The sequence below is a fragment of the Streptomyces sp. NPDC005962 genome, assembly GCF_040629205.1.
GTDB lineage: Bacteria > Actinomycetota > Actinomycetes > Streptomycetales > Streptomycetaceae > Streptomyces.
Genome location: NZ_JBEXVE010000002.1, coordinates 662,395 through 676,122 on the forward strand (window position 1 = coordinate 662,395; position 13,728 = coordinate 676,122).

8 protein-coding genes are annotated in these 13,728 nt (G+C 72.0%); 2 read left to right on the forward strand and 6 right to left on the reverse strand.

Annotated features, from left to right (window positions below):
- Positions 1 to 79: 79 nt before the first annotated feature.
- The 5 genes from ABZ370_RS06475 to ABZ370_RS06495 all read right to left on the reverse strand — a co-directional run bounded on the left by ABZ370_RS06475 (position 80) and on the right by ABZ370_RS06495 (position 8,423).
- A complete protein-coding gene (locus tag ABZ370_RS06475; RefSeq protein WP_358617254.1) occupies positions 80 to 1,621 on the reverse strand; it encodes a mannitol dehydrogenase family protein in 1,542 nt (513 codons plus the stop codon).
- Between the two features lie 11 nt (positions 1,622 to 1,632).
- Positions 1,633 to 2,865 carry a D-mannonate dehydratase ManD gene (manD, locus tag ABZ370_RS06480; protein WP_358617257.1) on the reverse strand — a complete coding sequence of 411 codons (1,233 nt, stop codon included), beginning with the start codon at positions 2,863 to 2,865 and terminating at the stop codon, positions 1,633 to 1,635.
- Positions 2,862 to 3,860: a 2-hydroxyacid dehydrogenase gene (locus tag ABZ370_RS06485; RefSeq protein ID WP_358617260.1), complete on the reverse strand. Its 999-nt coding sequence runs from the start codon at positions 3,858 to 3,860 to the stop codon at positions 2,862 to 2,864. Before ABZ370_RS06485 ends, manD begins: the two co-directional genes overlap by 4 nt.
- Positions 3,857 to 4,891, reverse strand: a complete 1,035-nt coding sequence (locus tag ABZ370_RS06490) for a LacI family DNA-binding transcriptional regulator (protein ID WP_358617263.1) — start codon at positions 4,889 to 4,891, stop codon at positions 3,857 to 3,859. The genes ABZ370_RS06485 and ABZ370_RS06490 overlap by 4 nt, the downstream gene beginning before the upstream one ends.
- A 154-nt stretch (positions 4,892 to 5,045) precedes the next feature.
- A complete protein-coding gene (locus tag ABZ370_RS06495) occupies positions 5,046 to 8,423 on the reverse strand; it encodes a pyruvate carboxylase (protein WP_358617266.1) in 3,378 nt (1,125 codons plus the stop codon).
- 219 nt (positions 8,424 to 8,642) lie between these two features.
- On the opposite strand from ABZ370_RS06495, the gene ABZ370_RS06500 reads away from it, so the two are divergent.
- On the forward strand, positions 8,643 to 9,845 hold the full coding sequence (locus tag ABZ370_RS06500; protein ID WP_358617268.1) for a cytochrome P450: 1,203 nt from the start codon (positions 8,643 to 8,645) through the stop codon (positions 9,843 to 9,845).
- Between the two features lie 73 nt (positions 9,846 to 9,918).
- Entirely contained in the window at positions 9,919 to 10,512 is a 594-nt protein-coding gene (locus ABZ370_RS06505; RefSeq protein WP_358617271.1) for a helix-turn-helix transcriptional regulator, read from the forward strand.
- A gap of 14 nt (positions 10,513 to 10,526) precedes the next feature.
- Here the strand turns inward: ABZ370_RS06505 and ABZ370_RS06510 are convergent, their stop codons facing one another.
- Positions 10,527 to 13,709: a cytochrome P450 gene (locus ABZ370_RS06510; protein ID WP_358617274.1), complete on the reverse strand. Its 3,183-nt coding sequence runs from the start codon at positions 13,707 to 13,709 to the stop codon at positions 10,527 to 10,529.
- Positions 13,710 to 13,728 lie beyond the last annotated feature (19 nt).

A 13,728-nucleotide genomic window follows, 5' to 3' on the forward strand; every position in this document is an offset into this window, starting at 1 on the left:
GAGCGGTTTCCGGCAGGGCGGAGCAGAACGCAGAACGGGGACGGGGGTAGGGGAGATGGGGGAAGGGGGACGGGGGGTGTCAGACCGCCGGGCCACCGGCGGCGTCGGCGGCCGCCGCGGCCGGTCCGTGGCGGACGATGATGTCGATGAGTTCGGCGATCCGGGCGGTGAAGGACGGGTGGTCCGTCAGATGGTCGCCGAGCAGTCCGCTCTCCAGGACGGCCTCGACGTACGCGGTGCGGGGCCCGGCGGGCGCACGCCGGGCGAGGTCGGCGAGCGGTTCACGGGCCGGATCGGCCATCGCGGCCGCCTGGGGGCCGGGCGAGAAGCCGGACGGCGGTGCCACACAGCACAGGTAGGCCGCCACGGTCAGCGCCAGATGGTGGGGCATCCGCCCGGCCCGCAGATGGAGCAGGGCCGGTTCCGGCACCCGCTGGCGGAGCTTGACCGAGCCGTCCGAGCCGACCTGCCGGGTGCGGTGGCCCAGCGCGGTGTTGGCCCAGCGGTCGAACAACTGCCGTACGTAGTCCTCCAGTTGGATGTCGTCGGGCACGGTGAGGCTCGGCAGGTACTCGTCGTACAGCACACCGCGTGCCGCCTCGGCGATGAACGGCCGGGCGATGGAGTCCGGGATGGTCTCCCGCCCGTCCAGCGCGCCGAGATAGGCGATGAGGGAGTGGGTGCCGTTGAGCAGCCGCAGCTTCAGCAGCTCGTACGGTTCCACATCGTCGGTGAACAGGGCCCCGCCGTGCTCCCAGCGCGGACGGCCTGCGGCGAAACGATCCTCCATGACCCACATGGAGAACGGTTCGGCCGGTACGGGCACGGCGTCGCGCACCCCGAGGCGGTCGGCGACCGCGTCACGGTAGACGTCGGTGGTGGCGGGCACGATCCGGTCGACCATGGAGCTGGGGAACGTCACCGAACCGCTCAGCCAGGGCAGCAGCTCCTCGCGCTCCGCGGCCGGGAGCGCCTCGGTGAACTCGTGCACCAGCCGCCGGGTCTGGGAGCCGTTGCCCACCAGGTTGTCGCAGCTGAGCACCGTCAGCGGCCGGGCGTGGGTGCGTACCCGGCGCTGGAGTCCGCGCACGATGCGCCCGATGGTGGTCCCGGGGGGTGCGTCACCGCGCAGATCGGCCCGTACCGCGGGGGAGTCGAGGTCGAGTCCATGGGTGCGCGGGGAGAAGGTGTAGCCGTGTTCGGTGACCGTCAGGGTGACGATGGCCGTGCCGGGCGCCGCCAGCGCGTCCTGCACCTCGTCGGGCTGTTCCGTGGCCACCAGCGCCCCGGTGTGCACCGCGGGCACGGTGACCTTGGTGCCGTCGGGGGAGATCTCCACCACCGCGTAGCGCAGCTGCTGTTCGCGCAGCGCCCGGGCCACCGTGGCGGAGCGCCCGGCGACCCCGAGAATGCCCCAGGGGCCCTCGGTGTGGTCCAGCGCCGCCGCGGTGTGCACGGCCTGGTGGGCGCGGTGGAAGTTGCCGAGCCCCAGATGCACGATGCCGGTCTCGGCGGGCTGCCGCCGCGGCGTGAGCACGGACGCGGGGGTGGTGGCGCGGTCGAGGCGTGGCAGGCGCACCGGGGCGGCCAGTGTGGCGGGCGTCGTGGGCGTCGCGGCCATGGGGGAGATCCTCACCAATCCGTCATCGAGCCGTCGAGCTTTCGCGCGACCGGCAGGTAGGCGGGTTCGTACGGGAAGCGGGCGGCGAGCGCCTCGTCCACCTCGATTCCGAGGCCGGGCCGGTCGCCCGGGTGGAGATGTCCGTCGGCGTAGGACCAGGCGTGCCCGAACACCTCGTGGACGATCGGCTCGTAGCCCATGTACTCCTGGATGGCGAAGTTCGGCGTGGCCAGGCCCACGTGCAGCGACGCGGCCAGCGCCACCGGGGACACATCCGAGGGACCGTGCGGGCCGAGGCGTATCTGCCAGATCTCGGCGAGGGCCGCGATCCGCCGCAGATGGCTGATCCCGCCCGCGTGGCTCACACAGGTCCGTACGAAGTCGATCAGCTGCTCGGTGATCAGCGACTGGCATTCCCAGACCGTGTTGAACACCTCGCCGATGGCCAGCGGCACGGTGGTGTGCTGCCGCACATGCCGCAGCACCTGCTGGTTCTCGGCGGGGGTGACGTCCTCCAGCCAGAACAGGTCCGCCTCCTCCAGCGTGCGGCCGAGCCGGGCGGCCTGGCCGGGGGTGAGGCGGTGGTGCACATCGTGCAGCACCTTCAGCTCGGGCCCGACATGCTCCCGTACCGCGCCGAGGACCTTCGGCGCGTGGCGGAGGTAGGCGTCGGTGTCCCACGCCTCTTCCACCGGGGCGGCGCCGCGCCCGGCCGGTTCGTACCCCCGGCCGCCGCGGCTGACCCCGTACACCGTGTCCAGACCGGGGACACCGCTCTGCGCCCGCACCGCGCGGAACCCCTCCTCGCGCCGGGCGTCGATCGAGTCCAGCAGCTGCGGGACGTCCCAGCCGGTGGCATGGGTGTACGTGAGGATACGGTCGCGCACCGCGCCGCCCAGCAGCTGGTAGACGGGCTGCCCGGTGGTCTTGCCCTTGATGTCCCACAGCGCCATGTCCACCGCGCCGATGGACGTCATCGTGACCGGGCCGCGCCGCCAGTAGACCCCGCGGTAGAGGTACTGCCAGGTGTCCTCGATCCGCGCCGGGTCGCGGCCGATGAGCAGCGGCGCCACATGGTCCCGCAGATACGAGGCGACGGCCAGCTCACGGCCGTTGAGCGTGGCATCGCCCCAGCCGACGAGACCTTCGGCGGTGGTGATCTTGAGTGTGACGAAGTTGCGGCCGGGGCTGGTCACCAGCACATCGGCGGAGACGATGCTGTCGGTACGGGGCGTCGTGCTCACCGGGCCACCGCCACCACGTTGTGCAGCGGCTCTCCGGCGGCCAGCCGGCCGATGTTGGCGGTGATGTCGGCGGCGCGGCGGATGAAGGTCTGACGGGTCAGACCGGAGGAGTGCGGGGTCATCAGTACGTTGTCCAGCGTCTCGAAGGGGTGCTTGCTGGGGGCGCCGGTGTGTCCGCTCGCCGGGTACTGGTACCAGACGTCGAGCGCCGCGGCCCCGATGGAGTGGGTGCTCAGCGCCTTGTACAGCGCGTCCTCGTCCACGACGGGACCGCGCCCCACGTTGACCAGCACCGAGGACGGGCGCATGCGGGACAGCTCGCGCTCGCCGATGAGCCCGGTGGTCTCGGGTGCCAGCGGCGCGGACACCACGACCACGTCGGAGATGTCCAGCAGGGCGCCCAGCTCGTCGGTGGTCGCGGCCCAGGTCAGCCCCTCGGCCGCCGCGTCCACCTCGCCCCGCCGGGTCACCGCCACGCCGCTCGCGCCGAACGCCCGGAACCGCTGCCAGCAGCGGTTCCCGATGTGGCCGAAGCCGACGAAGCCGACGGTGGCCGCGGACAGGGAGTCCATCCAGGGGGAGTCCAGATCGTGCGCGGGTGAGTCCCACACCGCGCGGCGCAGGGCGTCGTGCTGGCGCAGAAAGCCACGGCGCAGCAGGATCGCGGCCGATACGGCGTATTCGGCGATCGAGTCCTCGTGGTGGAAGGTGTTGGCCACCTGTGTACCGGGCGGCAGCGCGGTCAGGTCGACCTTGTCCGTCCCCGCACCGGCCGTGTGGACCAGCCGGAGCCGGGTGGCGAGGGCGGCCGTCCGGGCGGTGCACTGCCCCGCCACCAGCACATCCGCGGGCGCCACCGCGGCCTCGACCGCCTCGGCGTCCCGGGGGTCGGGCCAGCTGACGACCGTACCCGCCGGGAGGGCGGCCTCGAACTCGGCGCGCAGCGGACGCAGATTGGCGTCGGCGACCACCACGGTCAGGGGCTCGGTGGTCATGGGGTGTCCTTTCCCGCCGCCATCGCGGCGCCCACCAGGGCGGAGTGTGCCGGGCCGGTGGACCCGCGCACGATGAGCTGGGTGGGCAGCCGCAGGGTGCGGGGCGTCTGCCGCTCGCCGCCGAGGATCTGCCCCAGCAGCTCGTGGCTGAGCGCCCCGGCCCGGGCCATCGGCACCGCGATGCTGGTCAGGGACGGCTGCGCCACTTCGGCGAAGGGGATGTCGTCGACCCCGATGACGCTCAGCCGCTCGGGAACGCTCAGCCCCAGCGCCCGGGCACCGGAGATCACTCCCAGGGCCATCAGATCGTTGTGCGCGATCACGGCGGACGCGCCCGAGGCCATGACGCTCGCCGCTGCGGCCGTGCCGCCCGCCACCGTCTCGGACTGCCAGCCCAGCAACTCCAGCTCCAGCCCGGCGCGTTCGGTCTCGGCCCGGATCAGCGCGACCCGGTGGGAGTTGGACCACGAGCGCTGCATGCCCTGCACATAGGCGATCCGCCGGTGGCCGAGCGCGGACAGGTATTCCACGGCCTGGCGCATCCCGTGGGCGGCGTCGGCGATCACACAGTCGGCACCGGCCGTCTCACGGTTGACCAGCACGGCGGGCGTCCGTCCGCACAGGTCCAGGACCTCGTCCGCCTCCAGCCGGGGCGAGCACACGATCAGCCCGTCCGCCTGCCCCGTCATGTGCGCGAGCACCTCGCGCTCCCGGTCCGGGCTCAGATCGGTGTCGGCGAGCACGACGGTCTGCCGACGGCGCCAGCCCTCGCCCTGGGCGGCCTTCACGAAGGCCCCGAACACGGGGTTGGCGATGTCGGGGACGACGACGGCGATCGTGGCGGTCTCGGTGTCGGCGGGGGCCTCGGCGGGACGGGCGGCCACCGGTGGTTCGTATCCCAGCTCTTGTGCGACGGCCAGGATCTTGCGCAAGGTCTGCGGGCCGAGCCGGTCCGGGTTGCTGAACGCCCGGGAGGCCGTGGACAGGGCCACGTTCGCGCTTTTGGCGACGTCGGTGAGGGTGGGGGCCATGGCGGCCCGCTACCGGTGCGAGGAGTGGGTGGGGGTGAACGACATAGTTAATGGTGTTCACCGCCCGGCAACCTTGTCAACGCTTGCCGCAATATTGGCAAGGCCCCGGCCCGGTGGTCTGAATCATCCACCGGACCGGGGCCAGGGGCCCGGCTCAGCCGAGGTCGACCAGGAGGTCGCCGCCCTCCACCTGCTGGATGGTGTTGATGGCCAGCCGGGAGACCCGCCCGGCCTTCGGCGCGGCGATGGTGGCCTCCATCTTCATCGCCTCGATGGTGGCCACGGTGGCGCCCGCCTCGACCTGGTCGCCCTCGGCGACGGTCAGCGTCACCACCCCGGCGAACGGCGCGGCCACATGGCCCGGGTTGCCCTTGTCAGCCTTCTCGGTGGCCGGGATGTCGGAGGCCGCCGAGGTGTCCCGGACCTGGATCGGGCGCAGCTGACCGTTCAGGGTGGACATCACCGTCCGCATGCCGCGCTCGTCGGCCTCGCCGATGGCCTCCAGTTCGATGAGCAGCCGCACCCCGGGCTCCAGGTCCACCGCGTACTCCTTCCCCGGGCGAATCCCGTAGAAGAAGTCCTTGCTGTCCAGGACGCTGGTGTCGCCGAACGCCTGCCGGTGGGTCTCGAACTCCTTCGTCGGGCCGGGGAACAGCAGCCGGTTCAGCGTCGTGCGGCGGTCGTCGGCGAGGTGCTGCCGGTCCTCGGCGGACAGCTCCTCCGTCGTCGGCCTGGCCTCGGCGCGGCCCTCCAGCGCCTTGGTGCGGAAGGGCTCCGGCCAGCCGCCGGGCGGGCTGCCCAGCTCACCGCGGAGGAAGCCGATGACCGAGTCCGGGATGTCGAACTTGTTGGGCTCGGCCTTGAAGTCCTCCGGTGACACCCCGGCTCCCACCAGATGCAGCGCGAGGTCGCCGACGACCTTCGAGGACGGGGTGACCTTCACCAGGTGGCCGAGGATGCGGTCGGCCGCGGCGTACATCGCCTCGATGTCCTCGAACCGGTCGCCGAGCCCGAGCGCGATGGCCTGGGTGCGCAGGTTGGACAGCTGGCCGCCGGGGATCTCGTGGTGGTACACCCGCCCGGTCGGCGAGGCGAGGCCCGCCTCGAACGGCGCGTAGACCTTGCGCACGCTCTCCCAGTACGGCTCCAGCCCGCCGATCGCCTCCAGGTCGAGACCGGTGGGCCGCTCGGAGTGGTCGGTGGCGGCCACGATGGCCGACAGCGAGGGCTGTGAGGTGGTGCCCGCCATGGACGCCACCGCCCCGTCCACCGCGTCCGCACCGGCCTGGATCGCGGCCAGATAGGTGGCGAGCTGGCCGCCCGCGGTGTCATGGGTGTGGATGTGCACCGGCAGGTCGAACTCCCGGCGCAGCGCGGACACCAGCTTCGCGGCGGCCGGGGCGCGCAGCAGCCCGGCCATGTCCTTGATGGCCAGCACATGCGCGCCCGCGTCCACGATCTGCTCGGCGAGCCGCAGATAGTAGTCCAGGGTGTACAGCTTCTCCGACGGGTCGGACAGATCGCTGGTGTAGCACAGCGCCACCTCGGCCACCGCGGTACCGGTGTCCCGCACCGCCTGGATGGCGGGCCGCATCTGCCCGATGTCGTTGAGCGCGTCGAAGATCCGGAAGATGTCGATGCCGGTGGCGGTGGCCTCGTGGACGAAGGCGTCCGTCACCTCGGTCGGGTACGGGGTGTATCCGACGGTGTTGCGGCCGCGCAGCAGCATCTGCAGACAGATGTTGGGCACCGCCTCGCGCAGCGCGGCCAGCCGCTCCCAGGGGTCCTCGGCGAGGAACCGCAGCGCCACGTCGTAGGTGGCGCCGCCCCAGCACTCCAGCGACAGCAGCTGCGGCACGGTGTGTGCCACCGCCGGGGCCACCGCGAGGAGGTCCTTGGTGCGGACGCGGGTGGCCAGCAGCGACTGGTGCGCGTCCCGGAAGGTGGTGTCGGTGACCCCGATCCGCGGCGACTCGCGCAGCCACCGCGCGAATCCCTCCGGGCCCAGCTCGGTGAGGGTCTGCTTGGACCCGGCGGGCGGCGCCGCGGCGGGTACCCGGGGCAGCTTGCCGGTCGCGTCGATCAGCTGGGGCCGCGGGCCGTGCGGCTTGTTGACCGTGACGTCGGCGAGATAGGTGAGCAGCTTGGTGCCGCGGTCGGCGGAGTGCCGCGCGGTCAGCAGATGCGGCCGCTGCTCGATGAAGGAGGTGGTGACCCGCCCGGCCTGGAAGTCCGGATCGTCCAGCACGGCCTGGAGGAACGGAACGTTGGTGGACACCCCGCGGATACGGAACTCCGCCACCGCGCGCCGGGCCCGCCCGATGGCGTGGTCGAAGTCGCGGCCCCGGCAGGTCAGCTTCACCAGCATCGAGTCGAAGTGGGCGCTGATCTCGGCACCGGCGTGGGTGGTGCCGCCGTCGAGGCGGATGCCCGAGCCGCCCGGTGAGCGGTAGGCGCTGATCATGCCGATGTCCGGGCGGAAGCCGTTGGCCGGGTCCTCGGTGGTGATCCGGCACTGCAGCGCGGCGCCGCGCAGATAGACGGTGTCCTGCGACAGACCGAGGTCGGTGAGGCTCTCCCCGCTCGCGATCCGCATCTGCGACTGGACGAGGTCGACGTCGGTGATCTCCTCGGTCACCGTGTGCTCGACCTGGATACGCGGGTTCATCTCGATGAAGACGTGGTTGCCGTCGCGGTCCAGCAGGAATTCCACGGTGCCCGCGTTGCGGTAGCCGATCTGCCGGGCGAACTTCACCGCGTCCGCGCAGATCCGTGTCCGCAGCTCCGGGTCGAGGCCGGGCGCGGGCGCCAGTTCGATGACCTTCTGGTGGCGGCGCTGCACCGAACAGTCCCGTTCGAACAGGTGCATGACATTACCCTCGGCGTCGGCGAGGATCTGCACCTCGATATGGCGGGGCTCGACGACCGCCTTCTCCAGGAAGACCGTCGGATCGCCGAAGGCCGACTCGGCCTCGCGGGCCGCCGCTTCGATCGACTCGCGCAGCAGCCGCGGCTCCTCGACCCGCCGCATGCCGCGCCCGCCACCGCCCGCGACGGCCTTGACGAACAGCGGGAAGCCCACCCCTTCCGCCGCCCGCACCAGCTCGTCCACATCCGAGGAGGGCTCCGAGGAGCCGAGCACCGGCACCCCCGCCTCCCGGGCCGCGGCCACCGCCCGCGCCTTGTTGCCGGTCAGCTCCAGGATCTCCGCGTTCGGGCCGACGAAGGCGATTCCCGCCTCCTCGCACGCCCGCGCGAGATCGGGGTTCTCGGACAGGAAGCCGTATCCGGGGTACACCGCGTCGGCACCGGCCCGGTGCGCCGCGCTGACGATCTCCTCGACGGACAGATAAGCCCGTACCGGATGGCCCGGCTCACCGATCTCATACGCCTCATCGGCCTTGAGCCGGTGCAGCGAGTTGCGGTCCTCGTGCGGGAACACGGCGACGGTTCTCGCCCCCAGCTCATAGCCGGCGCGGAACGCCCGAATGGCGATCTCTCCACGATTGGCGACCAGCACCTTGCGGAACATGTCCCATCCCTTCCTACTGCCCGTCTTACTGCCCGGCCCGTGGCCCGGCCTACTGTCCGGCCTACTGCCTGGTACGGACACAGCTTGCCCGCGACACTACTGCTGCCCCGTGCCCCTGATGGCACCCTTGTGATCCAGTTCGCACCTCGGGCATGGTGCCCCGGGGGACCGAACGGCGTCCCCCGGAAGAGTCCGCAGGCCGTTCCGAGGAGGACCATCGTGAGTGCCCCGTCGTCCGCGCCCCACCAGGCCCCGCCGTATCCCAGCCAGCGCGCCAACTACGTCGACCCCGCGCCCGCACTGATCACCGGCCCCGCCATCAGCCCGCTCCGGTTCGTCGGGGGCAGTACGGGATGGCTGGTCACCGGATTCCAGGAGGCCCGGGAGGTGCTGCGGGACCCGCGCTTCAGCGCCGAGCGGTGGCGCGGAGACGACACCGTGCGCCCCGTCGCGCAGAGCATCCGGGAGAACCATGGCAACGGGCCGGGGTCGTTCCTGAGCATGGACGCCCCCGAACACAGTCACTATCGCGGGTTACTCACCCGCTACTTCACCGTACGGCGCATGCGCGCCCTCGAACCCCGGATCGAGCGCATCGTCACCGACTGCCTGGACGCCCTCGAGGCCGCGGGGAAACCGGCCGACCTGGTGGAACACTTCGCGCTGCCGGTCCCCTCGCTGGTGATCTGCGAAATGCTCGGCGTGCCCTACACGGAGCGCGAGACGTTCCAGCGGGCCAGCGCGCAGATCCTGGTCCAGGACCAGACGGGCGACCAGTACGAACAGGGGATGCGCGCGATCACCGGATTCCTCGGCGAGCTGACCGCCGCCAAGCGGCGCGCTCCCCAGGACGATCTGATCTCGTATCTCACCTCCGTCGGCGAACTGTCCGACGTCGAGATCACCAACATGGCCGCGCTGCTGCTGATCGCCGGCCATGAGACCACCACCAACATGCTCAGCCTCGGCACCTTCACCCTGCTGCAGAACCCGGAGCAGATGCGGCGGCTGCGCGAGGACGACTCGCTGGTGCCCGGCGCGGTCGAGGAGCTGCTGCGCTACCTGAGCATCGTCAACGCCTTCCCGGTCCGGATCGCGCTGGAGGACATCGAGATCGGCGGCGTCACGATCACGGCGGGCACGAGCGTGGCGGTCTCGGTGCCCGCCGCGAACCGGGACCCCGCGCTGGTGGACGAGCCCCATACGCTCGACGTCGGCCGCCCCCGCAGCAGCCACCTCGCGTTCGGCTACGGCATCCACCAGTGCCTCGGCGCGAACCTGGCCCGGATCGAGCTGGTGGCGGGCTACCGCGGACTGCTCGGCCGGTTCCCGGACCTCGCGCTCGCGGTGGAGCCGGAGAAGGTGCCGATGCGCAGCGACATGGTCATCTACGGAGCCCATGAGCTGCCCGTCACCTGGTGATCAGCGCATCCGGCGATCAGCGCTGAACAACGGCGCTTGACAAAATTCCTTGCCGCACCGGCAAATAGGGGGCATGGCAGACGAGGACATTCCCGAGGTGCTGAACGCCGTAGGCCCGCGGCTGCGGGCGTTGCGGCGGGACCGCGGAGCCACCCTGGCCCAGCTCAGCGAGACCACCGGGATCTCGCTCTCCACCCTCTCGAGGCTGGAGTCGGGGCAGCGCAAGCCCACGCTGGAACTGCTGCTGCCCCTGGCCAAGGCCCACGGCGTCCAGCTGGACGAACTGGTCGGCGCGCCGCCCACCGGCGACCCCCGTATCCATCCCCGCCCCTTCAACCGGCACGGGCAGACGTTCGTGCCGCTGACCCGCTATCTCGGCGGGCTGCACGCCTACAAGCAGATCCTGCCCGGCCGGAAGACGGGCGCCGACGTCCGGCCCGAGCAGGCGGTGCACGAGGGGTACGAGTGGCTGTACATCCTCTCCGGCAAGCTGCGCCTCGCCCTCGGCGAGCACGATCTGACCCTCACCGCGGGCGAGGCCGCCGAGTTCGACACCCGTACGCCCCACGGCTTCGCCAGCGCGAGCTCGCAGCCCGTCGAGTTCCTCAGCCTCTTCGGCGCCCAGGGCGAGCGCATGCATGTGCGCGCCCGCCCCTCGGGCGACTGAGGCCGGGCCTTAGGTCACCCGGCGTAGACGTCCTCCACGAAACGGCCCTCGGCCATCAGGGAGTCCAGCCAGCGCTGCGCCGCGGCGTCGTCGGCGCCGGTGGTGTGGGCCACGTACACCGACCGGAAGGCATCCCGCACCCCGGGGGCCATCCGGGCGCCGTCGCCGCACACGTATACCTCGGCGCCCTCCGCCAGCAGCCGCCAGATCTCGTCGCCGTCGGCGGCGATGCGGTGCTGTACGAAGAGGTGGCCGTCGACCGGGGCCTGGCTGAACGCCGGTCGCATGGATACGGCACCGGCGGCCTCGGCGGCACGCAGCTCCGCGGCGTGCAGATAGTCGGCGTCCGGTGCGTCGCAGCCGAAGTAGCACAGCGCCGGGGCGAGCCGGGTGCCGGACTCCACGAGCGCCCGCCGGTCGGCGATGGTGCCGCGGAAGGGGGCGAGCCCGGTACCGGCGGACACCATGATGACCGGCCGGTCCGGCGCGTGGCCGATACGGAACGCGTCACGGCAGGGCTGCACCCGGGCGAGCACGGTGTCCCCGGGCCGTACCGCGTTCAGATGGCCGGAGCCGGTGCCCTGGAATCCGCTGGTCTCGTCGCGCAGCAGCGACACCATCAGATCGACGTGGCGCGGGGAGACGGCCGGGGAGGAGGACACCGAGTAGTGGCGCGGCCGCAGCGGCGGCAGCAGCTCCAGCAGCACCGGCCAGGTCAGCGTCTCGCGCAGCGCCGGGTTGGCCTCGATCAGGTCCAGCAGGGTGCGTTCGCCGGGGGTCTGCGCGGCGAGCGCCGCCTTCTCCGGCGGGCAGGGGTTCAGCTCGGCGAGCAGGGCCAGCTGCTCGGCGTCCGGACGGTGGTTCAGCTCCACATGGTGCGTCAGCAGCTCCCGTACGGCGACCGGCCGGTCCACCGCCAGATTGCCGCGGCGGCCCGGACGGGCGGGCACGATGTTGAGCACCGTGTCCGGGTCGGCGTGGAGCAGCTTGACGGCCCGTGTCACCAGCTCCGGGTCGTTTGCCGGGAGCACGGTGAGATGGTCGGCGGTGCGGTACGCGACCCCCTCGGGCAGGGCCAGCCGGACGAACCGCTTGACGCGCGGATACGACGGATCGCTGAGGCTGCCGGTCTCGGTGACCTCCATCGCCACCATGCCGTGCTGCCGCGCCAGAGCGTCCAGCGGCCCGCCGGTGACCTCGGTGACGGTGTACGCCGGGCCGTCGTCCGCGGTGTCGCCCGGGGCCGCGCCCACGGTGGCCGGGTCGCCGTGGTGTTCCAGCAGCGCGGTGCGCAGCCGCTCGGTGAAGTCCCGTACCGTGCCGCCGAGATCGCCCGAGGCGTCGGCGGCGGCCCGGTCGACGAGCCGGGTGGCGCCGAGGGCGGCCAGCCGCTCGTCGATCAGGGTCGGCACGCGCTGGTAGGTGGCGGCCCAGTTGCGGTCGCCGACGCCGAGCACCGCGTAGCTCACGCCGTCCACCGCGCCCGGACCGGCCGTCTGCAGCCAGGCCAGGAAGGCGGCGGCGTCATCGGTGGGCTGCCCGTTGTAGGAGGCGGCGGTGATGATCACCGGGCGGTCGGTGGGCAGCCCGCCCGCGTAAGCGTCGAGCGGGGCGACCTCGGTGGCACAGCCCAGCCCGTCGGCGTCGGCGGCCAGGTCCTCGGCGAAGGAGCGGCAGGTGCCGAAGTTGGTGCCGTACAGCAGCAGCGCGCCGGTGTCCTGGCGGACCCGGGTGGGCAGCGAGGCGTCCCGGACGGGCGCGCTCCCGGCCACCGCTTCGGCCGCCGCCACCGCCCGCTCCCGCGCGGTGCGGGGGATGAGCCGCAGAGTGAGGCCCTCGGGCTTGAGGGTGAGCGACTCCTTGACGTGGAGCCGGTAGTCCGCGTGGTCGATCAGCCGGTAGCGGTGCACCAGCATCGCCAGCAGCATGGTGGCCTCGTGCAGCGCGAACTGCCGCCCGATACAGGCCCGTTCACCCGTGCCGAACGGCTTGTACGCGTGCACCGGACGCGCCGCCTCGGCCTCCGGGTCGAAGCGCGAGGGGTCGAACAGCTCCGGGTTGTCGCCCCACACCTCGGCGCGGTGCAGCATCGGGGTGAGCACGATCGCCGCCTCCCCGGCCCGCATCGGAATACGCCCGCCGAGCACCGTGTCCTCGCGCGCCTGCCGGGAGAAGGCGGCCGCGGTCGGCCACAGCCGCAGCGCCTCGTTCAGCACCTGGCGGGTGTAGCGCAACAGCCCCACCTGCTCGAACGTCGGCTCCGGGTCCGCGTCGGCGCCGAACAGGGCGTCCGCCTCCCGCTGCACCCGGCGCAGTTCGCCCGGGTTCTTGGCGAGGTAGTGGAGGGCGAAGGACAGCGCGCCCGAGGTGGTCTCGTGACCCGCGATCAGGAAGGTGATCACCTGGTCGCGGATGTTGGCGTGGTCCAGCGGGGTGCCGTCCGACGGATGCGTGGCGCTGAGCATCAGCCCGAGCAGATCGTCGGTGCCCGTCTCGCCCGCGGCGACCCGCGCCTGGATCACCTCGTCGACGACGGCCGCGAGATACGCCGTATCGGCGCGGAACGCCTCGTCCTCCTCGCTGTAGTCCACGCCGGGCCGGCGCGCGATCTTGCGCATGCTCCACTCGAGGCAGCGCACCATGGCGCTGACGAACGGATGCGGTTCCGCCCGGTCGAACGAGCCGAAGTCGTAGCCGAACCCGGTCAGCCCGATGGTGTCCAGCGTCATCCGCGTCATGTCGTCCGTCACCGCGACCGGCTCGCCGCTCGCCGCACTGGTGTCCCAGGCGTCGATGACCCGCCGCGCCACCTGGAGCATCACCGGGTGGTACGTGCGCATCGAGCCGAGCGCGAAGGCGGGCATCAGGATGTCGTGCGCCTTCGCCCAGTTCGGCTCGTCGTTGTACGCGGTGAACAGTCCGTCGTGGGTGAACTCCCGGACGTTCTCCAGCGACTGGTTGACGTACTTGGCGAACCGCTGGTCGTCGCAGAGCTCCGCCACCAGGTCGGGGTCGCTGACGAACAGGATGTCGGTGCCGTGCAGCCGGCGCCGCACCACCGGGCCATGGCGCCGCGTCAGCTCCATGACCTGCTGGATCGGTGTGTTGTTCGTCTGCTCCGAGATGTCGACGAGCGGGACGCCGTCGGTGGCGCCGCCATCGGCGGACTCGGCCGGAAGGAGGGGGGTTTCGGTCATGACGATGCGATGCCTTCCA

What these genes read in the sequence shown, in the direction of transcription:
- ABZ370_RS06475 (WP_358617254.1), bottom strand. Translation starts at nt 1,621, where the DNA reads ATGGCCGCGACGCCCACGACGCCCGCCACACTGGCCGCCCCGGTGCGC.
- ABZ370_RS06510 (WP_358617274.1), bottom strand. Translation starts at nt 13,709, where the DNA reads ATGACCGAAACCCCCCTCCTTCCGGCCGAGTCCGCCGATGGCGGCGCC.
- ABZ370_RS06490 (WP_358617263.1), bottom strand. Translation starts at nt 4,891, where the DNA reads ATGGCCCCCACCCTCACCGACGTCGCCAAAAGCGCGAACGTGGCCCTG.
- ABZ370_RS06495 (WP_358617266.1), bottom strand. Translation starts at nt 8,423, where the DNA reads ATGTTCCGCAAGGTGCTGGTCGCCAATCGTGGAGAGATCGCCATTCGG.
- ABZ370_RS06505 (WP_358617271.1), top strand. Translation starts at nt 9,919, where the DNA reads ATGGCAGACGAGGACATTCCCGAGGTGCTGAACGCCGTAGGCCCGCGG.
- ABZ370_RS06485 (WP_358617260.1), bottom strand. Translation starts at nt 3,860, where the DNA reads ATGACCACCGAGCCCCTGACCGTGGTGGTCGCCGACGCCAATCTGCGT.